This window comes from Helicobacter sp. 219-2, assembly GCF_030053225.1.
GTDB classification, from domain to species: domain Bacteria; phylum Campylobacterota; class Campylobacteria; order Campylobacterales; family Helicobacteraceae; genus Helicobacter; species Helicobacter pylori_C.
Genome location: NZ_JASGBS010000001.1, coordinates 23891 through 44169, shown reverse-complemented (window position 1 = coordinate 44169; position 20279 = coordinate 23891). Strand labels below are relative to the sequence as shown.

Here is a 20279-nt window from a genome sequence, read left to right as displayed (position 1 = left end):
CTCCTTAAACTTGACCGCCCTCATACAAACGGCGCATTTTTTCTTTCTCTTGAGCTTTTTTGATTTTTCTAGCCTCATTCTCATAATATTTATCCATATCAAAGCCCAACAATAACGCTACTTTAGGGGCGATGAAAATAGAACTATAAGTCCCTACAATCGTGCCTATTAGCATGGGCAATGAAAAGCCAATAATGATCTTACTCCCAAACACGCACAAAATCAACACCACAAAAAACACGGTTAAAGAAGTTAGAAGCGTGCGCGTGAGCGTGCTAGAAATGGCTTCATTAATGGCTTGAATGGCATCTTTAGTTTTTTGAGAGAGCATCTCTTCTCTGATCCTATCAAAAATAATGATCGTATCATTAATGGAATACCCGATCAAGGTGAGCAAAGCCGCAATCACTTCCAAATTCATATCAATCTTAAAAACAATCACTGAGCTTGCCACTAAAATCACATCATGCACAAGCGCAACGACGCTCGCTAAAGCAAAACGCCATTCATAGCGGAAACTCACATAAACCATGATCGCTATTAACGCTAAAATCAGCGACAAAATGCCCTTTTCTTTCAATTCGCTCCCCACTCTAGGACCAACAGTGTCAAATTTACGGATTTCAAAATCGCCACTGGGTTTTAGAATGTTGGCCACGATAGCGTTCAAATCTTCATTTTCAGCCGTTTCTACAAAAGGGAATTTGATTAAAATTTCTTCTTTAGAGCCAAATTCGCTCACTTGCACGCCTTTAAAGCGAGCTTCTTTTTCAAAAAGATCGCGCACTTCTTTAATGGGGGCGTTTTGAGTGTAACGCACTTGCACCAAACTCCCCCCCGCAAAATCAATCCCTAAAGAAAACCCTTTAAAAAACAAAAGCCCCAACGCTAAAAGCGCTAAGATCGCTGAAACAACCACCCCATAATTGGAATAACGCATGAAGCTTAAGATTCTAGTTTGTTTGAATAATTCCATAAATTCTCCTAAGCTCTTTTATTCACGCCAAACCAAAAATAAAGGCTTTTTGTTTGGGTGAGTTTAGGCAAAAGGGCTTGATAAATCCCTTGCGTGCCTACAATAGCGGTGATAATAGAGGCTAAAATCCCAATGCCTGTGGTTAGGGCAAAGCCTTTAATCGCTCCTGTGCCATAAGCGTATAATAACACTGAAGCGATCAAGGAAGTGATATTAGAATCAAAAATCGCCCGGCTCGCATTGATATAGCCTAAATGGATCGCCTTAGCGATGCCTTCATTCTCTCTTAAGACCTCTCTAATGCGCTCGTTGATAATGATATTAGCATCCACGGCAATCCCCACGGTTAAAACAATCCCCGCCATTCCCGGTAAAGTCAGTGTCGCTCCAAAAATCGCCATGACCGCCACAATCAAAAAAAGATTGACCACTAACGCCATGCAAGCGATCACTCCCGCCATAGAGTAATAAAGCACCATAAAGCCCATCACCAAAATAAAACCCCCAACTAGAGCGATAATGGAAGTTTTAATGCTGTCTTTCCCTAAACTCGGGCCAATAATTCTTTTTTCTAAAACCTGAATGGGAGCACTCATCGCCCCACTCCTTAAAGCGATCGCTAAATCGCTCGCTTGAGCCACGCTAAAATTCCCGCTAATCTGCCCGCTCCCCCCACCAATACGCTCCCTAATCACCGGGGCTGAATAAACCTTATTGTCTAAAACAATCGCCATGCGTTTGCCCACATTCGCGCCTGAGAAATCCCCAAAAATCTTAGCCCCTTGCGCATCTAGCGTGAAGCTCACCACCGGCTGGTTGTTTTGATCATACACCACTTTCGCATCTGTAAGCATTTCGCCATCTAAAATGGGGATCGCTTTGAGTAAGATTTTACCCCCCATTTCCACATCCGATAACAACACACTGCCTAATTTTTGAGCCTCTAAATCCGTCATTTTCATCGCATCTTTGTTGTGTTCTTCATCCACCGCCATCATCTGCAAATGAGCGGACCTTGAAATCAACTCTTTAGCGCGCCGTTCTTCTTCTAAAGTCTTAATACCGGGCAATTGCACCGAAATTTCTTCTTTACCTTGCTGAATGACTACAGGCTCCGCCAAACCAAATTGATCCAAGCGGTTACGAATGATCCCTATCACTTGCAAAATCGTGTTTTTACGCAATTCCTCTTGCTCTAAAGGGGTGAGTTTCACGCTATAAAATTCCGCTTCCTTTTTGATTTCAAACTGGCTATGACCTTGCAATTCCACTAAAAGCGCGTCTAATTTTTTCGCTTCATCTTCATCTAAAAGCTCAAAACTGATCCCTTCCAGGCTGGATTTAATGTCTTTAAGCAAGATATTTTGCTTTTTAGCGTTGTATTCTAAAGCGGACGCCAAGCTTAAATACTTGTTTTTTAAAGCCTCATCGGTTTGCACCCCTAAAAGCATGTTTAACCCCCCCCTTAAATCCAAACCTAAAGTGATTTTAGGGCCTTTAGTCTCTAGCAAAGAAGGCACAGAAAACCCTACCCCTAAAAGAAGCGCGCAAATAAAAACGATTAAGCGAGGGTTAAAAAGTTTCATTAGTTGTTATTTTGTGCCGCTTCTTCGTCTAATTTGAACGCTATATAGTTTTTAGAAAGTTTAGCGGTGGTGTCATCGTTGAGTTTCACGCTAAAAAAATTCGCTTCCGCTTTAAGCACCTCAACGATCAACCCGCCTTGAGTAACAACTTTATCGCCCTTACTCAAGCCCTCTATCATTTCTTTGTGCTTTTTTTGTTGCTGGCGTTGCGGGCGAACAATCAAAAAATAAAAAATAAGTAACAGCACCACAAGGGGTAAAAGCGTCGTTAGAATGTCTTTAATTTGTCCCATTTAATTCCCTTAAAAGATGTTTTAACCTCAAATTATAGCATTTTTAGCTATTTCTTTAAAGCCGCTCTTTGGTTTAATAAAAATAAATACAAAGCCCCTATGATCCCAGAAATCAAAGATCCCAGTAAAATTGCAATTTTTGCCACTTCCATAGCGTCCTTATGCTCGCTTGTGAAAGCCAGATTAGAAATAAACATAGACATGGTAAAGCCAATCCCTGCTAAAAGCCCAGCCCCTAAAATGTGCCACCAGCTGATGCCTTTAGGGCGCGCGGTGATTTTAAGCTTTTCGCTTATAAAAGTGATTAAGAAAATCCCTAAAGGCTTGCCCAAACAAAGCCCTAAAATAACCCCTAAAAGCACCTTATCCACTTCTAAATTGATGCTAGAATCAACGCTCACCCCAGCGTTTGCAAACGCAAATAAGGGCATGATGAAATACCCGCTAATGGGGGCTAAAAAATGCTCCAATCTTTCTAAGGGGCTTTGTAAAGCGCTCGCTTTTTCTTCAATGGAATGCAAGATTTCTTGCTGCTCTTTGGTCAAAAGCGCTCCTGAACTCGTTTCTGCGTATCGCTTGCCCAGCTCTAAAAGCTCTACATTTTTAGAATCTTTAGGGATCTTCACCGGTATCATAAAAGCTAAAATCACTGCAGCAATCGTCGCATGGATACCGCTCTCATGCACGCAAAACCAAAGCAACACCCCTAAAAGCAAGTAAGGGATAAGCGAGCGGGTATTCAAGTGGTTTAATACAGCTAAAATAAGAACCACCCCTAAAGCCCCTAAAAGCCATGCGAATTTTAAATTCGTGGTATAAAAAAGTGCGATCACCACAATAGCCCCCAAGTCATCAGCCACCGCTAGAGTGATTAAAAAAACCTTTAAAGCGGTTGGCACCCTCTTGCCTAAAAGCATGATCACGCCTAAAGCGAACGCAATATCTGTTGCCATAGGGATCCCAAAACCATGCTGAGAAGGCGTGTTAGCGTTAAGAAAAAAATAAATCAATCCTGGGGCTATCATGCCCCCTATAGCCGCAATCACAGGAAAAGAAGCTTTTTTGAAACTGGATAGCTCCCCAAATAATAATTCTCGCTTGATCTCTAATCCTATCATTAAAAAGAATAACGCCATTAAGACATCATCAATCCAGTGATGCAAACTAAAGCCGATGAAAAAATCCCCTATTTGAAACCCAAAAGGGGTGTGCCATAGTGCAAAATAACTTTCTTTTAAAAACGAATTAGCCACCACCATCGCTAAAACAGCGTTTAAAAAAAGGAAAATCCCTCCAAAAGACTCGCTTTTAATAAAGTTTTTAAGCGTTACACTGAGCGCGTTTTCTGTTTTTTTGATATTCATAGACAACCTTAAAATTTTTAATTTCAAACCCATAATTTTTCAAGCAGTCTTTTATGAGCGTAAATAATGCCCGCTTGTATCTTAAAATGGGGGGCTTGAGTTTGCAAAAACGCAGCGTAATGAGAAACTTGCACCTTATGGCTTTGCTGGTAATTTTGAGAGCTTTTATAATCTAAAACATACAAATTTTGCCCCTTATCCCACAATAAAACATCAATCCTAGACACAACCCCTTCAAATAAAAAAGCCACTTCACCCCTTAAAGCCAAATTTTTAAAAAGAGCTTGTATCTTTGCATCGTTTTCAAAAAGCTCTAAACTTTCTTCTAACGCTTGGTAATCCAAACCATAAAAACCATGATGGTAGTTTAAATATTCTAAAACGCTTTTTTTAGGAATGCGATAAGCGTATTGGTATTCTAATCCCTTGTGCAAGGCGATACCAAAATTGATCGCTTCCTGGTCGTTATTCTTTTCATAATCGCTAGGCTCTTCTTCTATCTCTTGGACTTGCTCGCCATAGGCATGGGGTTTGATTAAAACGCTTTTGATCAAAGGCTCTTTTTGAGAAGAAATAACCGGCGCGATTTCTCCCTCTTCTAAAGGCGCAAGATCCAATTTTTCACGCATCCCTTTTTTGTCTTTAGCCACGACAATCAGCCCTAACTCAGCCCTAGTGAATGCGACATAATACACATTGGTTTCTTCATGATCTTTAGCCGCTTCTTCTTTATCTAAAGCCCTAGCGTAATCTTTATCCACCACCTCACGATTTTTCATTCTGTAATAAAGGCGCGTAAGCTCTGTGCCATCATATTCTTCAAGGAATTGATTGGAGTTATTCGTTTTAGGCTTGCCCAAGCGTTCGCACACGATCACATAAGGGAATTGCATGCCTTTAGATTTATGGATAGTCATAATCTGTGCACCTTCTGCTTTGAAGGAAGCGATCTCTTTAGCCTCTAATTTTTCTAAAAATTCATTCGCATCTTCGCACCCAACCGCCAACTCCAAGCAGATTTGCGCGCACTCTGTATAAAGTTCAAACAATTCCATCACTTTCCACACAAAGCCTGCCACGCTCTCTTTTTTAGGGTTAAAACCAGCTAAAGCGATAACATCATCATGCAAGTATCCAGCGAGTTTTAAAACGCTGTGCTTGTAAAAGGGCTTGTAAGGTTCTTCAGCTAGAACGTATTCTAAAGCGTTCTTAATGATTTTAGATTCTACAAATTGAGACAATTTAGCGCTAGATTCCGTGCTTGGGCGAATCGCGCTCAAATTCTCTTGCAAATAATTTTTGATTTCTAAAGCGTCATCATTAGTGGCGCATAAAAGGGTAATGTCTTTAGGCTCAATGCGATGCTCTAAAAGGTTTTTAGCTTCTTGCAAGATTTGTTTTAATAACAATTCTCTTTCATCAGCCACTAAAGAGACTTTAACATAGCCGTCTCTAGCATGATTATTACTGGAAGCTTTAGGGTATTTTTGCTCCAAATAAGCGGTGGGGGAATTTTGATAAGCCTTTTTAAAAATGGTATTCACATAATTAATGATCAAAGGCGAACTGCGGTGGTTGAACTCCAAATTATCGTGGTAAAAATCCTTAGAAACGCTTTCAAATAAGGAGCTAAAACTCCCCCTAAAGCCATAAATGCTCTGTTTGACATCGCCCACAAAAAACACGCTCCTGTGCCATTTAGCTTGCCCTATCCCGGCCTTAATCTCATCAATAAAAGGGGCTAAAATCTTATAATCGTTCAAGCTCGTGTCTTGAAATTCATCAATCAAAATGTGTGCGATCCTGCTGTCCAATCTGAAATAAAAAAACTCCGCTGGCATTTCTTCATAACCATTCAATAAGGCATGGACTTTATCTTTAATCGCATCAAAATCTAGGGATTGGATTTTAGAAGTGGCTTTATCATAAAGCTGGATGAATTTAGGGAATTTTTTAAACAATGCGCTTTCTCTGGCTTCATAATAGCGTTTTAGATCGTTTTCAATCTCTTCGCATTCGCTCTCTAAAGTGGGGATTTCATCTTTGAATTTTTTGAAATAGCGGTATTCGCTCTTTTTTTCAAGCCAGGTTAAAGAGCTGTTTAAAAACTCCCTAAAATCATCGCACTTAATGGCTTTTTTAGCCTCATTTGACGCTGTTTCTACGCTTTGAATTTGTTGGTTTAAGCTTCTTAGTTTTTCTAAAAACCTCTCTTCATCAAATACAGGATCTTTCTTATTGGGATCAAATAAATAGAGCTTGTTTTTTAAAAAACGCAGCCACTCTAAAACAGAATCGCTTGTGTAACTATCATAACTTAAGCATTGGGTGATAAAAACGCTCAACTCCTCAAGCTGTTCATTATTTAAAGCGCTCAAAAAACTCTCATTGAGCTGTTGTTGGTGCGCTTTTGTGTCTTCATTGACTTCAAAATTCGCGCTCAACCCCACAAACCAGCAAAATTTCCTTAAAATGCTTTGGAAAAACGCATCAATGGTGCTGATTCTAATTTCGGCGTTTAAAAAGCGTTGGTAGATTTCTTGAGCCCTATTTTGCACAAAACTAGGGTTTAAGCGGTATTTTTCTTCTAATTCTTTTAGGATATTTTGGGATTTTTCTTTTTCTTTTTCATCTTCAAGGTTTTCTTTTTGCAAAATTTTTAAATAGTCTAAAATGCGCTCTTTCATTTCGGCGGTGGCCTTTTTAGTGAAAGTGAGCGTTAAAATCTCGCTAGGATTAGCCCCCTTAAACAATAGGGCCAAAAACCGCACGCTCAAAGCGAAAGTTTTCCCGCTTCCTGCTGAAGCCTTTAAAGCCATGCATTGTCTTTTGGTATCCATTAGATCTATCCTAAAATTCTATTTTGTCTTTATTATAACCTAAAAGCCTTTTTTGCTTAAGCTAAAAAACCCTAATCTTTTGCTATAATCATAGGGTTTTGTCGTTTTTCTATCATTTTATAGGAATCAAAGGCAAAGACAGCGTCAAATTCACACATGCTAATCCTTGTATTTAGGTGTTCTTAAGAAATTTAAGAATCAAATGAGCATGGAGGAAGAGAACCAAAATAACTTTAAGGAGAATATTCTCATGGTAACCATGAAAGATTTATTAGAATGCGGTGTGCATTTTGGACACCAAACAAGGCGTTGGAACCCTAAAACCAAGAAATTCATTTTTGGCGTTAGGAAAAATATCCATATCATTGATTTGCAAAAAACTTTGCGCTATTTTAGATACACTTATAACATCGTGCGCGATGCGAGCGCTCAAGGCAAGAGCATCATGTTTGTAGGCACTAAAAAACAAGCCAATGAAACTTTGAAAGAATTTGCTGAAAGCATTCAAGTCCCTTATGTCAATTACCGCTGGCTTGGTGGCATGCTGACTAATTTTAGCACCATTAGGAAATCAGTGAGGAAATTAGAAATCATTGAAGAAATGGAAAATAGCGGTCAAATTGATTTATTGACTAAAAAAGAAAAGCTCATGATTTTAAGGAAAAAAGAAAAGCTGGATAAATATCTTGGCGGGGTGCGCCACATGAAAAAAATCCCTGATATGATTTTTGTGATTGATGTGGCTAAAGAAAAAATCGCTGTCGCTGAAGCCAGAAAACTCCATATCCCTATCGTGGCTCCCTTAGACACTAACTGCGATCCTGATTTAGTGGATTATCCCATTCCTGGAAATGACGATGCGATCCGCTCTATTAGGCTATTTTGTAAAGAAATGAGCGAAGCGATTTTAGAGGGGCGAGAACTCATGCAAGAAGAAATCGTCCATGCGGATGAAAATAGCGAAGAAATAGAGTATGTGAGCAATGAAGAAAAAGAAGAAATGCTCGCTGAAATCCAAAAAGAAATCACTCAAGGAGCCGAATAATGTCAGGAATTAGTGCTCAATTAGTCAAAAAATTAAGGGACTTAACCGATGCGGGCATGATGGATTGCAAAAAAGCCCTTGTAGAAGTGGCTGGAGATTTGCAAAAGGCTATTGATTTCTTGCGCGAAAAAGGCTTGAGTAAAGCCGCTAAAAAGGCCGATAGGATCGCTGCTGAGGGCGTGGTCGCTTTAGAAGTAGCACCTGATTTTAAAAGCGCGATGATGGTAGAAATCAATAGCGAAACGGATTTTGTGGCTAAAAATGAGGGCTTTAAGGAATTGGTGAAAAAAACTTTAGAAACGATCAAAGCCCACAATATCCATACCACAGAAGAACTGCTTAAAAGCCCGTTAGACAACAAGCCTTTTGAAGAATATTTGCACTCTCAAATCGCTGTGATTGGTGAAAACATTTTAGTGAGAAAAATCGCTCATTTAAAAGCCCCTAGCTCTCACATCATCAATGGTTATGCGCATTCTAACGCCAGAGTGGGCGTGTTAATCGCCATAAAATACGATAATGAGAAAAACGCTCCAAAAGTGGTGGAACTGGCCCGAAACATCGCTATGCATGCCGCAGCGATGAAACCTCAAGTATTAGACAGCAAAGACTTTAGCCTTGATTTTGTCAAAAAAGAAACTTTAGCCTTGATCGCTGAAATTGAAAAAGACAATGAAGAGGCTAAACGCTTGGGCAAACCTTTAAAAAACATTCCTACTTTTGGGAGTCGCATTGAATTGAGCGATGAAGTTTTAGCCCATCAAAAAAAAGCCTTTGAAGACGAATTAAAAGCACAGGGCAAGCCTGAAAAAATCTGGGATAAAATCGTTCCTGGAAAAATGGAAAGATTTATCGCTGATAACACCCTTATTGATCAACGCCTAACCCTTTTAGGGCAATTCTATGTCATGGACGATAAAAAAACTATCGCTCAAGTGGTTGCTGATTGTTCCAAAGAGTGGGATGATGATTTAACAATCACTGAGTATGTTCGTTTTGAATTGGGCGAAGGCATTGAGAAAAAGGCAGAAAATTTCGCTGAAGAAGTGGCTTTGCAAATGAAATAGGGTTTTTAAAGCGCATTTTTGTGCTTTAAAAACTAACTTTAACCATCAAAAACTAACATGCCTTACAGATTAGAAAAAGACTTCCAAGACTTAATCGCTAGCAACAACAACATTCAAAAAGATATTTGCTCTATTTTAGAAATGGATTATAAGGATTTTAAGCTGTTAAGAGAAGACGCTTGCATTAATGGCATTACGGCAGATTTCACGCTTTTTGAAAGAAATAAAGTTAGAGCCATTATAGAGTGTAAAAGCGGAGCTATTGGGGTGAGCGAGTATGTGCGTGGTATCGGTCAAATTTTTCAATACGAATATTTTTTTGAAAACCATCTAAGCCTTAAAAATTATGGATTTTGCCAAAATTTTAATAGTGTATTGGTTTTTCCTGAAAGCGTGTTAATTAGTGGTATCATCATTTTGTGGCTGTTTTTACTCTTATTTGCTTCTATGCGCACTAATTCTCTCTGTCTTTTTTTTAATTGCTTCTGCCACCTAATGAGTGAGCGTTTTCAAAAATTTTAAGACATTCTGCTCTCTTAAAATGTGGTTGTGCGAAAAGAAGCTTTCAATCTGGTGGTGGTTAGAAAATTCCTTTTTATGCTCATAAGCTTTTCTGATGTAGGGGGCAAACCCAAAAGGGTTTTCTAAATCCTTTAAGGCGTTTTTCAAACTTTCTTCATCTTTATCTAAAGTATCAAAATACTTGAGCAAGACCTCTCTGGTTTCATAACTCAAAATATCTGATCCTTTAAAAAAAGTGATGTCTGCATTAGCGACTCCATACACATAAATCGCATTGGGTTTAGGCAGGTTTGAATTCCACATGGGGCGAGATGTTTGAATATTTTTTTCACCCTTATCGTTTTTAGAAAACTTGATTTCAATCCCCACCACATAATCAAAAATAAAAACCAAAAAATCAGGGTAATTTTGTGAGCCAAAAGGTTGGTATAAAAAATGGCTTGTAAGCTTTGAAAAAGGGTTTTTAAGGGTTTCTTTGTGATTTTTTTCTAAAACTTGCTTTTTGAGTTGGTTAAAAGTGGTTTTGATTTCCTTATTAGGCTTTTCTTCAATATGGCTTAATCCTTCTATTAAATCGCCGTTGATTTCGCTAAAGTGTTTTTTTAACTCATTCCTAAAATTGTTTTCAAACTGCTCCCCTGTGCTAGAACTTGCAAAAAACTTTCTTTTATGGGTAATTTCTTGAAACACTTTTTCAAGCATGCATTTCCTTTAATTTGCAATATTCTTCCACAAAATCATAAGTAGAAAACCCTAAAACTTGCGTGTTTTTATGAGCGAGTTTGTTAAAATCAATTTTATGGATAATCCTTAAAGCTTCTTTAGAGTGGGCTTTAATAAAAAAATATTGTCGGTTTTTAATCAATAAATTTGCATTGGTGATCTTTTCGTTGTAATCATAAAAGCCCTGTCTCACTACTGCAAAATCCCATTGGTATTTTTCTTTGTTGAAATACTTAAGGGTGTGTGGCGTGTTGTTATGAATATAAGTGATGAAGTCATTATGGCGGATTTTTGGGGGAGCAATGATGCGCTCGTCTTTAAGATTTAGGGCGATATTTTTATGCATATAGATTTGAAAAACGCATTTCACATCATAGGGTCGTTCATTAAAAATAAAAGCGTTTTTTTCTAAATCAGCGTTTAAAACCAATTTTGCACGCTTATCAATGTGTTTTTGAATAGAGTAGCGTTTGAATAAATTGGGCAAGATAAACGCTACAATAGGCGCTTCGTTTAAAGATTTGTTTAAAAAATCTAGAGCCAGTTTCCCCCTATGCCCAAAAGGAGGGTTGCCAACAATGACACGCTTTTTGTTAAACTCAATCAATTCCAACAAATAATCTTTTTTTTGAATGCCTTGAGCTTTAGGGGCAATATCAAGGGCGAGACAATCAGCAATCCCTAATCCTTTTAACGCACCAACAAAGCTCCCACTCCCTGCACTTGGCTCTAAAAAATGGAACGCGTTTAAGCCTAGCCCTAGATTTTGATGGATGAGATCTTTTAATAAATCCAAACAAAATCGTGCGATCTTGGGGTGGGTGTAAAAAGCGTCTAAATTTTTTTGTAAGGTAGTATTACTAACCATTTTAGCCCATTTTAATTAAAATCAAACCCGCCCGCTTCGCCTAAACTCATGCTCTCATAAGCCGCATCCACATAGCTGTTGCGAATCTCGCATTTCAAAACCTTCTCGCATTTCAAGCAGCTCGCTACTTGTTTTTCTTCTTGGCATGCTTGCAATTTCAAAAGAGCGTCATTAAAACGCTCTTCATATTCTAATTTTTTAGCGCTATTTTGCATCATTCTCCCTTTAAATATTTTTCTAAAATGTGAGCTTCATGCTGGCTGGTTAAATAGCATTCGCTTTTTTCATGGTAGCTTTCTACGCTTTGATCTAGCAGGCGCTTTTTAACCCCCTTATCAAAATAAAACGCTTCCCCTTTGGCTTTTTCAACCATCAAGGCTAAAGGAAAGATTTCAAAAAGCTTTCGCAATTTCTTTTGCGGGTAGGAAAACATTCCGCCTTTTTTAACCAACACATGATGGACATCAGCCACCATAGATCCTGAGTATCGTAAGCGGTAATTTTCTGCAAAAAACCCTTCTAAAGCCTTTTTTAAGCCTAAAGAAAAATCCTTTTGATTGCCTCCGCTAGCGATGATTTTACCCTTATTTTCTAAAACAATGGTTTCTATAAAATGGAACTTGTTCTGGTAAAACCCGTAACGATAAACTTCTTCTAAAGCCACCACTAATTCTATTTTATGCCCAAAAACCACATAAAGGCTTGCGGCTAAATTTTGCGCCTTATAATCCTTTTCATAAACCCCTATAATCGTGCCCACCAAGAAATTCGCCTCCATCACTGAGCTCCCGTCTAGTGGGTCATAAGCGATCAAATAAGAGCCGTTTTCTTTAGTAACGGGCGTTTCTTTTTCTTCGCTAAAAACGCTTTTCACATTTTCTAAACTCAAAAAATTTTCTTCTAAAAATTTGTCTAGGGCTAAATCCGCTTTAATAGGCGTATCCCCACTGCTGTTTTCTAGCTTGGTGTAACTCCCAGCGTCCGGCTTTTCTAAAATCTCTTGGGCTTTTTTAACCCCTTTTTCTAAAAGACTGATGATTTCTATAACGATGCTTGCATGCTTGCCTTTAAAATGTTTGTAATCCATAAAAACCCTTTTATGATTTGATTAAAGATGCTAATATTTTACTTGAAAACATTGGAAATAGGGAAGTATTTTGAAAGTAGCCCCAAGCCTTTTGAGCGCTGATTTTATGCATTTAGCCAAAGAGATAGAGAGCGTGAGTAACGCTGATTTTTTGCATGTGGATGTGATGGATGGGCATTATGTGCCTAACTTAACCATGGGGCCTGTGGTTTTAGAGAATGTTACCAAAATGAGCAAAGTGCCTTTAGATGTGCATTTAATGGTAGAAAATGCGAGCTTTTTTGTGGGATTGTTCGCCCCTTTAAACCCGCAAATCATCAGCATTCATGCAGAAAATGAAAAGCACCCCCATAGGGTGTTGCAACTCATTAAAAATGCAGGCATCACGCCAGGTGTTGTTCTAAACCCCCACACGCATGAAGAAAGCCTTAAATACTTGCTAGAGAGCGTGGGGCTAGTGCTTTTAATGAGCGTGAATCCGGGCTTTGGCGGGCAGAAGTTTTTAGATTTGGTGCTAGAAAAATGCTTAAAAGTTAAAGAATTGATTAAGCGCTACAACCCTGGCTGTCTTTTAGAAGTGGATGGGGGCGTGAATGATAAAAATATCTTTGAACTCCAACAAGCGGGCGTGGATGTGGTGGTTTCAGGGAGTTATATTTTTAAATCTAAAGATCGTAAGCTGGCTATTGAAGGCTTACAGAATGTCAGACAGCCTCTTGCATAAAGACATTCAAGCCCTAATCGCTCGCTTAAAGCACCAGGATTTAAGCTTGGGCATGCTAGAAAAATCGCTCTCTCGCCTTATTTATGATGAAGTCAATTTGGAATATTTAAAAGCGTGCGGGCTTAATTTCGTAGAAACGAGCGAAAATTTAATCACGCTCAAAAACCTTAAAACCCCCCTTAAAGATGAGGTTTTTTCCTTTATTGATTTAGAGACCACCGGCTCTTGCCCCCTAAAACATGAGATTTTAGAAATCGGAGCCGTGCAAGTGAAGGGGGGGGAAATCATCAATCGTTTTGAAACCCTTGTGAAAGTCAAAAGCGTTCCTGATTATATCGCTGAGCTTACAGGCATCGCTTATGAAGACACCCTAAACGCCCCAAGCGCGCATGAAGCTTTGCAAGAATTGCGGCTTTTTTTAGGCAATAGCGTGTTTGTGGCCCATAACGCTAATTTTGATTACAACTTTTTAGGGCGTTATTTTGTAGAAAAATTGCATTGCCCCTTATTGAATTTAAAGCTTTGCACTTTGGATTTATCCAAACGAGCCATTTTGTCCATGCGTTATTCTTTGAGCTTTTTAAAAGAGCTTTTAGGGTTTGGTATAGAAGTCAGCCATAGAGCCTATGCGGACGCTTTAGCGAGCTATAAACTCTTTGAAATATGCTTATTAAACTTGCCCAGTTACATCAAAACAACAATGGATTTGATTGATTTTTCCAAATGCGCTAACACCCTGATCAAAAGACCCCCAAGAGCCAGACACCAAGAGACTCTAGTGCCATTTCCTCTTTTTGAGAAGACAAAGGGTCTGTTAAATATCATAAAAGCAACCAGTTAAACGAAAGCTGTTTAAGTGGGTTTGATTAGGGGTGAAATTTAGCATATCCATTTGATACTTTTGAATGTTGCCTAGTATTTTGATTTTATCGGTTATTTCACACTCATCATATATCTTTTTGTATTCTTGTATGATATTGACTTCATCGTTGTCTTTGTTATCCATGCTCATAGCTAGATTATAACAAAAATAAAAGATTATGGTATAGTTCGGTATCGTTTGTTTTTTAAAGCAAGGAAGCCCCTTTTTAACTAGGGGCTAATTTGAAGTCTATTTTTTAGCTTGGTTTAGCTTGGCTACTTCTTTCTGTAGCTTTTTAAGGCGATTTTCTAACAATACCACTTTTGCGGTTATGGTGTAAATATCAGCATTGGATTACTGTATGTTTTCGTTGTTTATTTTTACATTATTGTTAATCCTTACTAACGCCTTTGTGATTTCTTTAATCAAGTTAGGATTAAGTGGGTTTATAAGCTTGTTAAAAACCTAACCCTTAAAAGTTCAAAACAAAATAGCTAGAATTTTTGTCTTATTCTATTTTTGGTAGAATAATAATTTTTAACAAGGAATTACACATGAATAATATTTGGTTTCAGTATAAAATTGGCAAGCAACTAGATGAATTAGAAATTGAAGATTCTTTATGTCTTTCTTTATTCAAATCTCTTGAAAATTGTATTAAGTTTAAAAAACTTAGCAATATTGGATTAGAAGAAGCAGAAGTTAAAAGAGACGCTGAAATCTCAAGGTGGCATACAGAGCTTTTAAGAGAAAAAAATCTTAAAGAACAGCGTAGGCAAAAAGAAGAGCAAGAAAAAAAATCTCAAGAGAATTTTCAAAAGTTTTTAGAATTTTGCAAACAACAAAATCGTGTTCTTAAAAAATTTGATAACACCAATTTTTCGTTTGAATGCGATGAGCCGGCTACAAAAAAGCCCTTAGAAAACCCTACAAACAACATTCTTAACTCCAATCATCAAAATACACAGCCACAAAACAATACTAAAATGTTTGATTATTTTTGATAATCCTATGTTTAGGTATTGAAGTGAAAAAAGCATTAATCATAGCTAGCAAAATAACTCTTTGGTTATTGGTGCTTCTAGGTGTTTATGCTTTAGTGATCTTTGTTGCACTTAAAACCTATCATCAAGATAAAGGCTATAGGATTTTAACATTTGGAGTAACTATAATGACAGAAGAAACCTATGAAGCCTATCTTGATACGAATATTAAACAATTGGAAGAGATAAGAAATCAAAAGCTTAACAAAGCATTGGAATTGTGCAAACAATCAGGTCTTGTCCTTAGAGCGTTTGACGGCAAAAATTTTTCATTTAAATGCGATAAAACCAATCGCTCCAATAATCCTAACGAAAAGATAGATCCTTAGAATCTGAATTTTTTCTAAAAGATTGAGAGCAAAAAATTAGAAATTTGAACGCAATTGAAACCTTAATGCCCATGCAAACTACTTTTTTGAAATTAAGGCTATCATTTAGGGTGTCGCATAGCTCTTCCATAACACCTAAAATCTCGTCTCTTAACTTATCATCATCACCATATTCCTCGTCGTCGTCTATGGTATCCTCGTCGGCTCTGACCATGCATGCGTCGTCTTTAGCTTTTTCTTTATCACGGAGGGCATCGTCTCGTTCTTTGTCTCGTTTAACTCTGTCGTCCTCTTCATAAAGCTTATCCTCATTAGGGCTTGCTTTGTCCTTAGCGATTTCTTTGTCAAGCTTTTGCGCTTTTTTGTCATCGTCTTTTTCGTAGCCTTTTTCGTCTCTATCGGCTTCTACTCGAGCGAGGTTTTCTTTGTCTTTTTCAATATCTTTTTTAATCGCTTCGCTCATCGCTTGTTTGTCTTTGTCTAATGTTTCTAATGGTTCACTCATTTGTGTGTCCTTTTAAAAAGCCTTTTCTATATGCTTTTAAAGTTATAGCTTCCATTGACATAGGTTATACAATATCATAAATATAATAGCAAGTTAACATAAAAAATATTTTTATGTTTATTGTTTAAATTATTTTAATAGCAGAAAGAAAGTATAAATATAATATAATAATTAAGTAAAACCTACATCAAGTTTTACTTAAACCAAATTAAAAAATCCATTTCAAGATATCTTAACCCTTTAGTTTAATCCTACCCCACAATATCCAACAAATGCTCTTCATGCCACAATTCAATTTCTTCTTCTTCCAAGCCAAACGCATTAGCCCTTTGGCTGTTTTGATAGCGGTTTTTAGAGCCGTCTTTAGGATCTTTATCGCTAATAGCTTGCATGTTTTCTAACGCCCTTGTTTCTTGGGCTAATTCAAGCTTATTTTGAAAGCTTTGCGCTAAATCCAGCATATCACTCCTCGCACCCTGTTGGATAGCAGAATTTAAAGGAGCGTTTTGGTTGATATAAGTTACATTGCCTAAAGCTGAAACACCCATGCTAACCTCCTTAAGTGTTTAAGTGTCCTTTAGACTAATAGTTCGGTATTTTGAGTAAATGACATTAGCTCCTTTGATGATTTTGACAAATTTTCGTTGCGTGTAGTCAATTTCGTAACTATTAAACACATCTTTTTGCATTTTAATCAACATTTTGGCTAATTCCATAATGATCTCATCTTTGGGCGTATTCTTTTGGCAAAAAACGATCAAATGCGATCCAGGAATATCTCTTACATGCATCCATAAATCATTCGCTCTTGCGTCTTGTAAGAGTTTGACATTCTCTTTTTGGTTTTTCCCTAAACCGATTTTAAAATCCTTATAATACAGCACTTCATACCCGCTCATCGGGCGTTTGGTTTTAGAATTTTTTACCGGCATAAACATTTCTAAAACGCTTTCTTCTTTTGCTCCTTTAACATAATTGATTTGATTTTCTTTAAAGGCGATTTTTTCTTTTAGATTCTCTTCTTCTAAATACAAGAATTGCGATTTTTGTTTCTTTTTTTTGCTGAGAGTGAATTTTTTATTGATAAAAGCGTTTAAGGGCATGCTCTTATCAATTTCAATTATGCATTCTTTATCTTCAAAATCCTTTAAAACCACGCAACTTTCATGCTTATTGATTAAATGCTGGTAAGTGAGCAATAGCAAAGCTTGAGTTTGCAATTCTTTCGCTTCCAATTGTAAATTTTTAGGATCTTCTAGTTTTTCTAATTTTTCTTTCAAGCGTTCTTTTTGCATATTTAATCGCTTGATGATTTGATTTTTTTTGTGTTCTAATTCTTTATGCTGATAGGATAAAAAATCTTTTTCTAAAATGTCTAACAATCCCTTAAAATCCAAATCCCTTTCTTGATGCTCGTATGTATTAGGAGGCAATGCCCCTAAAATATCGTTTTTAGCGACTCTGTCATTAAAACGAAAGGCCTCTATCACGCATTTTTCTTTGTCTAAAATCATGAGATTGGCTTTTTTAGGGATCATTTCCAAACGCAAAATAAAATTTTCACTCTTATAAGCCAAATCTTTAGCGCCTGTGATTTCTAAAATCCGATCGTTATCAATGATGTTTGCTTGTAAGATTTTGGCGTTTTTAGTAAATTTATTCAAACAAAAATCTAACGCTAGGGTGTTTTTTAAAACGCTCTCTGGGGGTTTTTTTGACAAACCGATATAAGGCGTGTTCAAATCTACAACAAAGGCGTGTTTTTCTTTGGAAAAAGTCTCTAATAAAAAACCAGATGCACTCAAGCGTTTGAGGTTAAAATGCGTTTGAGCGTTTAAAAATTCGCTGAATTTCTTTAAAAGAAAAAATTTCATTCTTGCGCCTTTAATTTTTCCTTAGCGAAAGAGATCGCGCTCTCTATATTCTCGCTCCCCCCTATCATGCGCGCGATTTCTAAAACCCTTTCTTCGTTATTAAGGGTTTTGGCGAGACTTTTGTGGTTTTCTTTGAAGACTAAAATATGGTTTTTAGCGAGCGCTGGGATATGGACTTGGTGCGAAATGGCAAAGATTTGGGAATGGCTGCTTAAGGTTTCAAGGGCTTTAGAAACCGCCAAACTCTCTTCACCGCTCAGGTTGGAATCCATTTCATCTAACACCAACACGCCTTTAAAATCCTTTAAAAACTCCATTTCTAAAAGCATGAACGCCAACCTCAAACGGCTGTATTCTCCAGAGCTTAAGGTTTCTAATTGGGAATTTTGTAAATTCAAAACGAGTTTTTGAGCGCCTTTTTCGCTCATGGGGGCTTCTTCTAAAACCAAACTAGGGCTTTTTAGAAGCAGATCTTTCGCTTTAGCGCTTAAAAGAGCGTTAAAACCGGCTAAATACTCTTTTCTAAAGCCGCTTATTTCTTCGCACAATTTCAAGCATTCGGTTTTTAGTTGCTCTGTTTCTTTGTGGTAAGTTTCGCAATGGTTATCAATTTCTTTTAGGTTATGCAATTCGTTTTTAACATGCCCTAATCGTTCTTTAGCATGCGTAATACTCCCATAATCCTTAATGATCCCGCTTAGTGCACCAAGCCTTTCTAGCACTTTTTCAATATCCAAACGCTCGCACTCTTCTAATTTAGCCTGCTCTTTTTCCAATAGAGCACTCGCTTCTAATAAAGCGCTTTTTAAAAACTCAGTGCTATGGCCCACGCTCTCTAAAGCATGCGTGATTTTGTGGGTATTTTCTAGCACCTCTAACGCCAGAGCGATTTTATCGTTCAATTTTTCCTTACTGGAAAGCAATTTTTTTTGCTCTAAAAGGCGTTCGTATTCATCTTCTTTTAAATCCAATCTCTCTAATTTCATTTTTTCAAAATTCAAACGCTCTTCTAAATCCTTTTGGAAACGCTTTTTATCTTCTAAAGATCGCCTTTCTTTTTCTAGCTTTTCTAAACGGATGAATTTTTCTTCAAGCGCGCCTAAAAGGGGGCTAAACGCTTTGTTTTTGTTTTGGATATAGCCATCTAATAAGGAGAGTATTAAAGTATCATTGAGTTCATTCTGGCTGAATCTGTCGTTAGATAGGCGTTTGATCAAACCTTTTAATAACGCTTTGAGCGTGTTTTTAGACAGGCTTGTTTGGTTTAAAAAATAGCGCGTTTTTTCTTTTTTAATCACGCTGATGACTAAGGGTTCATGTTCATCTTCTCTAAAAATGCCGTATTCTTCAGTGTCTAAAAAAGGTGCAATCAATTCCACTTCAATGTTTGAAGCGTTGCTCTCTTTAAGCCCAAACGCCCCTAAAAGGCTCGCAATAAGAACGCTTTTTCCCACCCCACTAGCCCCACTAATCGCGCTCAAGCCGTCTTTAAACTCCAAATCCAGCTTTTCAAAAACAGCGTTTTGACGCACTTTTAAGCGTGTGATTTGAGCGTTATTGAAATCTCGCATGTTTTAGCCTTTTTATCTTTTTTTGCTAGGGCTTTCCCCCCATAAGAGCTTTTCTTTAAGCACTTTAAAATAATCCCTTGAATTTTTTTGTAAGAGCTTGGTGGTCGTGGGGCTTTTTTGAATGTATAGGGGTTGGTTGGCTTTTAAATCATAGGTGGCTTGCCCATCAATGACCACAAGAGCGTCTTCATGAGCACAAAAATTCAAGCAAAATTCCGCTCCTAGCACTAAAGGGCGTTGCGTTAAAGAAAAATCGCACAAGGGCGTTAAAATATAGCTCTGGCTTAAAGCATGCACAATAGGCCCATGAGCGCTCAAATTATAAGCGGTTGAGCCTAGGGGCGTGGCAATGATAAGCCCATCGCCTTTATAGGTGTTAAAGGGCGTATGGCCCACATAAGCTTGGATGTCTAAAACCCCTAAAGCTTTTTTTTTGGCGATCACAATTTCATTGATCGCATAAAAAGAGGTTTTCCCGATACGGCCCTCTAAAGCCAAATGCTCTTCTAATTTGATCTTACCTTGCTTGAGATCTTGTAAGAAACCTTTCAAACCATTCAATTCAACCGCGCTCAAAAACCCTAAATTCCCTATTCTAACCCCAAAACATGGCTTATTGTAAGAATGCGTCATTCTTAAAGCCCCTAAAATCGTGCCATCGCCCCCTAAACATAAAAACGCATAGGCTTTTTCTATCAACCGTTCATCTTTTGCTCCATCAAGGCTATCAATCATAAAGCTTTCAAACCCTTCATCTTCTAAAAGCTTTAAAACCCATTTTTTAGCTCGCTCTAGCTTTTCAAAAAGAGGGTTTTGATAATGGGTGGGCCGCACAAACACGCCGATAGTTTGGTGTGAATCTTTCATGCGTATATTGTAGCTTAAAGCTTGAAACAAAATTTTAAAAAAAAGGGTTTTAGCCGCTTTTTATTAATCTTATGTGAAATCCATAAGGAATTTTATTTTTATTAATGTTTCATTCTTTAATCGTTTTTAATTG

At 37.6% G+C, this 20279-nt stretch carries 21 protein-coding genes and 1 pseudogene; 7 read left to right on the top strand and 15 right to left on the bottom strand.

Annotation, left to right across the window (positions count from 1 at the left end; all coding sequences use genetic code 11):
- Nucleotides 1-4 precede the first annotated feature (4 nt).
- The 5 genes from secF to P6280_RS00175 are packed head-to-tail and all read right to left on the bottom strand — an operon-like array spanning nucleotide 5 to nucleotide 7059.
- Nucleotides 5-976: a protein translocase subunit SecF gene (gene secF / locus P6280_RS00195; protein WP_024948894.1), complete on the bottom strand. Its 972-nt coding sequence runs from the start codon at nucleotides 974-976 to the stop codon at nucleotides 5-7.
- Nucleotides 977-984: 8 nt separating this feature from the next.
- The gene (gene secD / locus P6280_RS00190; RefSeq protein WP_000765421.1) at nucleotides 985-2562 is read right to left on the bottom strand and encodes a protein translocase subunit SecD; all 1578 of its coding nucleotides are present in this window, start codon (nucleotides 2560-2562) and stop codon (nucleotides 985-987) included.
- The gene (gene yajC, locus P6280_RS00185; RefSeq protein ID WP_283236682.1) at nucleotides 2562-2855 is read right to left on the bottom strand and encodes a preprotein translocase subunit YajC; all 294 of its coding nucleotides are present in this window, start codon (nucleotides 2853-2855) and stop codon (nucleotides 2562-2564) included. The genes secD and yajC overlap by 1 nt, the downstream gene beginning before the upstream one ends.
- Before the next feature lie 47 nt (nucleotides 2856-2902).
- Nucleotides 2903-4219: a sodium/proton antiporter NhaA gene (nhaA, locus tag P6280_RS00180; protein WP_180431328.1), complete on the bottom strand. Its 1317-nt coding sequence runs from the start codon at nucleotides 4217-4219 to the stop codon at nucleotides 2903-2905.
- A 23-nt stretch (nucleotides 4220-4242) separates the two neighbouring features.
- Nucleotides 4243-7059, bottom strand: a complete 2817-nt coding sequence (locus tag P6280_RS00175) for a RecB-like helicase (protein ID WP_283236681.1) — start codon at nucleotides 7057-7059, stop codon at nucleotides 4243-4245.
- Nucleotides 7060-7309: 250 nt separating this feature from the next.
- Here P6280_RS00175 and rpsB point away from each other — a divergent pair, with 250 nt between their 5' ends.
- From rpsB to P6280_RS00160, 3 genes are read left to right on the top strand one after another with little or no spacing between them, the layout of a single operon-like run.
- A complete protein-coding gene (gene rpsB, locus P6280_RS00170; RefSeq protein ID WP_000258279.1) occupies nucleotides 7310-8104 on the top strand; it encodes a 30S ribosomal protein S2 in 795 nt (264 codons plus the stop codon).
- Nucleotides 8104-9171, top strand: a complete 1068-nt coding sequence (gene tsf, locus P6280_RS00165) for a translation elongation factor Ts (protein ID WP_283236680.1) — start codon at nucleotides 8104-8106, stop codon at nucleotides 9169-9171. Before rpsB ends, tsf begins: the two co-directional genes overlap by 1 nt.
- Before the next feature lie 57 nt (nucleotides 9172-9228).
- Nucleotides 9229-9693 (top strand): hypothetical protein, encoded by a 465-nt coding sequence (locus tag P6280_RS00160; RefSeq protein WP_283236679.1) that lies wholly within the window; start codon nucleotides 9229-9231, stop codon nucleotides 9691-9693.
- Here P6280_RS00160 and P6280_RS00155 read toward each other — a convergent pair.
- Genes P6280_RS00155 through P6280_RS00140 form a run of 4 tightly spaced genes read right to left on the bottom strand, consistent with a single transcriptional unit; the run spans nucleotide 9664 to nucleotide 12371 of the window.
- Complete coding sequence (locus P6280_RS00155) at nucleotides 9664-10395, bottom strand: type II restriction endonuclease (RefSeq protein ID WP_283236678.1); 732 nt, start codon at nucleotides 10393-10395, stop codon at nucleotides 9664-9666. The genes P6280_RS00160 and P6280_RS00155 overlap by 30 nt on opposite strands.
- Nucleotides 10388-11284 (bottom strand): SAM-dependent methyltransferase, encoded by an 897-nt coding sequence (locus P6280_RS00150; RefSeq protein WP_283236677.1) that lies wholly within the window; start codon nucleotides 11282-11284, stop codon nucleotides 10388-10390. Before P6280_RS00150 ends, P6280_RS00155 begins: the two co-directional genes overlap by 8 nt.
- Nucleotides 11285-11295: 11 nt before the next feature.
- A complete protein-coding gene (locus tag P6280_RS00145) occupies nucleotides 11296-11499 on the bottom strand; it encodes a hypothetical protein (RefSeq protein ID WP_001900028.1) in 204 nt (67 codons plus the stop codon).
- Nucleotides 11499-12371 carry a class 1 fructose-bisphosphatase gene (locus P6280_RS00140; protein ID WP_283236676.1) on the bottom strand — a complete coding sequence of 291 codons (873 nt, stop codon included), beginning with the start codon at nucleotides 12369-12371 and terminating at the stop codon, nucleotides 11499-11501. The genes P6280_RS00145 and P6280_RS00140 overlap by 1 nt, the downstream gene beginning before the upstream one ends.
- A gap of 70 nt (nucleotides 12372-12441) precedes the next feature.
- Between P6280_RS00140 and rpe the strand changes: the two genes are divergently transcribed.
- The gene (gene rpe / locus P6280_RS00135) at nucleotides 12442-13095 is read left to right on the top strand and encodes a ribulose-phosphate 3-epimerase (RefSeq protein WP_283236675.1); all 654 of its coding nucleotides are present in this window, start codon (nucleotides 12442-12444) and stop codon (nucleotides 13093-13095) included.
- Nucleotides 13073-13936, top strand: coding sequence for a 3'-5' exonuclease (locus P6280_RS00130; protein ID WP_283236674.1), 864 nt, complete (start codon nucleotides 13073-13075; stop codon nucleotides 13934-13936). The genes rpe and P6280_RS00130 overlap by 23 nt, the downstream gene beginning before the upstream one ends.
- Here P6280_RS00130 and P6280_RS00125 read toward each other — a convergent pair.
- Nucleotides 13910-14107 (bottom strand): hypothetical protein, encoded by a 198-nt coding sequence (locus P6280_RS00125; protein WP_283236673.1) that lies wholly within the window; start codon nucleotides 14105-14107, stop codon nucleotides 13910-13912. The two genes, P6280_RS00130 and P6280_RS00125, sit on opposite strands and share 27 nt — an antisense overlap.
- 404 nt (nucleotides 14108-14511) lie before the next feature.
- Between P6280_RS00125 and P6280_RS00120 the strand changes: the two are divergent.
- Both P6280_RS00120 and P6280_RS00115 read left to right on the top strand, forming a co-directional pair.
- Nucleotides 14512-14983, top strand: a pseudogene (locus P6280_RS00120) (hypothetical protein).
- A gap of 1 nt (nucleotide 14984) precedes the next feature.
- Nucleotides 14985-15329 (top strand): hypothetical protein, encoded by a 345-nt coding sequence (locus P6280_RS00115; protein ID WP_283236672.1) that lies wholly within the window; start codon nucleotides 14985-14987, stop codon nucleotides 15327-15329.
- On the opposite strand, the gene P6280_RS00110 is transcribed toward P6280_RS00115, so the two are convergent.
- The 5 genes from P6280_RS00110 to P6280_RS00090 all read right to left on the bottom strand — a co-directional run bounded on the left by P6280_RS00110 (nucleotide 15307) and on the right by P6280_RS00090 (nucleotide 20146).
- Entirely contained in the window at nucleotides 15307-15834 is a 528-nt protein-coding gene (locus P6280_RS00110; protein WP_283236671.1) for a prohead core protein, read from the bottom strand. The two genes, P6280_RS00115 and P6280_RS00110, sit on opposite strands and share 23 nt — an antisense overlap.
- A gap of 251 nt (nucleotides 15835-16085) precedes the next feature.
- A complete protein-coding gene (locus P6280_RS00105; RefSeq protein WP_283236670.1) occupies nucleotides 16086-16382 on the bottom strand; it encodes a hypothetical protein in 297 nt (98 codons plus the stop codon).
- A gap of 18 nt (nucleotides 16383-16400) precedes the next feature.
- On the bottom strand, nucleotides 16401-17708 hold the full coding sequence (locus tag P6280_RS00100) for a putative RqcH family protein (RefSeq protein ID WP_283236669.1): 1308 nt from the start codon (nucleotides 17706-17708) through the stop codon (nucleotides 16401-16403).
- A complete protein-coding gene (locus tag P6280_RS00095) occupies nucleotides 17705-19279 on the bottom strand; it encodes a DNA repair protein RecN (protein ID WP_283236668.1) in 1575 nt (524 codons plus the stop codon). The genes P6280_RS00100 and P6280_RS00095 overlap by 4 nt, the downstream gene beginning before the upstream one ends.
- A gap of 12 nt (nucleotides 19280-19291) precedes the next feature.
- Nucleotides 19292-20146: an NAD(+)/NADH kinase gene (locus tag P6280_RS00090; protein WP_283236667.1), complete on the bottom strand. Its 855-nt coding sequence runs from the start codon at nucleotides 20144-20146 to the stop codon at nucleotides 19292-19294.
- Between the last annotated feature and the right edge of the window lie 133 nt (nucleotides 20147-20279).

Excerpts from the sequence above, each read along its gene's own strand:
- secF (WP_024948894.1), bottom strand. The coding sequence starts at position 976 with ATGGAATTATTCAAACAAACTAGAATCTTAAGCTTCATGCGTTATTCC.
- secD (WP_000765421.1), bottom strand. The coding sequence starts at position 2,562 with ATGAAACTTTTTAACCCTCGCTTAATCGTTTTTATTTGCGCGCTTCTT.
- yajC (WP_283236682.1), bottom strand. The coding sequence starts at position 2,855 with ATGGGACAAATTAAAGACATTCTAACGACGCTTTTACCCCTTGTGGTG.
- nhaA (WP_180431328.1), bottom strand. The coding sequence starts at position 4,219 with ATGAATATCAAAAAAACAGAAAACGCGCTCAGTGTAACGCTTAAAAAC.
- P6280_RS00175 (WP_283236681.1), bottom strand. The coding sequence starts at position 7,059 with ATGGATACCAAAAGACAATGCATGGCTTTAAAGGCTTCAGCAGGAAGC.
- rpsB (WP_000258279.1), top strand. The coding sequence starts at position 7,310 with ATGGTAACCATGAAAGATTTATTAGAATGCGGTGTGCATTTTGGACAC.
- tsf (WP_283236680.1), top strand. The coding sequence starts at position 8,104 with ATGTCAGGAATTAGTGCTCAATTAGTCAAAAAATTAAGGGACTTAACC.
- P6280_RS00160 (WP_283236679.1), top strand. The coding sequence starts at position 9,229 with ATGCCTTACAGATTAGAAAAAGACTTCCAAGACTTAATCGCTAGCAAC.
- P6280_RS00155 (WP_283236678.1), bottom strand. The coding sequence starts at position 10,395 with ATGCTTGAAAAAGTGTTTCAAGAAATTACCCATAAAAGAAAGTTTTTT.
- P6280_RS00150 (WP_283236677.1), bottom strand. The coding sequence starts at position 11,284 with ATGGTTAGTAATACTACCTTACAAAAAAATTTAGACGCTTTTTACACC.
- P6280_RS00145 (WP_001900028.1), bottom strand. The coding sequence starts at position 11,499 with ATGCAAAATAGCGCTAAAAAATTAGAATATGAAGAGCGTTTTAATGAC.
- P6280_RS00140 (WP_283236676.1), bottom strand. The coding sequence starts at position 12,371 with ATGGATTACAAACATTTTAAAGGCAAGCATGCAAGCATCGTTATAGAA.
- P6280_RS00130 (WP_283236674.1), top strand. The coding sequence starts at position 13,073 with ATGTCAGACAGCCTCTTGCATAAAGACATTCAAGCCCTAATCGCTCGC.
- P6280_RS00125 (WP_283236673.1), bottom strand. The coding sequence starts at position 14,107 with ATGAGCATGGATAACAAAGACAACGATGAAGTCAATATCATACAAGAA.
- P6280_RS00110 (WP_283236671.1), bottom strand. The coding sequence starts at position 15,834 with ATGAGTGAACCATTAGAAACATTAGACAAAGACAAACAAGCGATGAGC.
- P6280_RS00105 (WP_283236670.1), bottom strand. The coding sequence starts at position 16,382 with ATGGGTGTTTCAGCTTTAGGCAATGTAACTTATATCAACCAAAACGCT.
- P6280_RS00100 (WP_283236669.1), bottom strand. The coding sequence starts at position 17,708 with ATGAAATTTTTTCTTTTAAAGAAATTCAGCGAATTTTTAAACGCTCAA.
- P6280_RS00095 (WP_283236668.1), bottom strand. The coding sequence starts at position 19,279 with ATGCGAGATTTCAATAACGCTCAAATCACACGCTTAAAAGTGCGTCAA.
- P6280_RS00090 (WP_283236667.1), bottom strand. The coding sequence starts at position 20,146 with ATGAAAGATTCACACCAAACTATCGGCGTGTTTGTGCGGCCCACCCAT.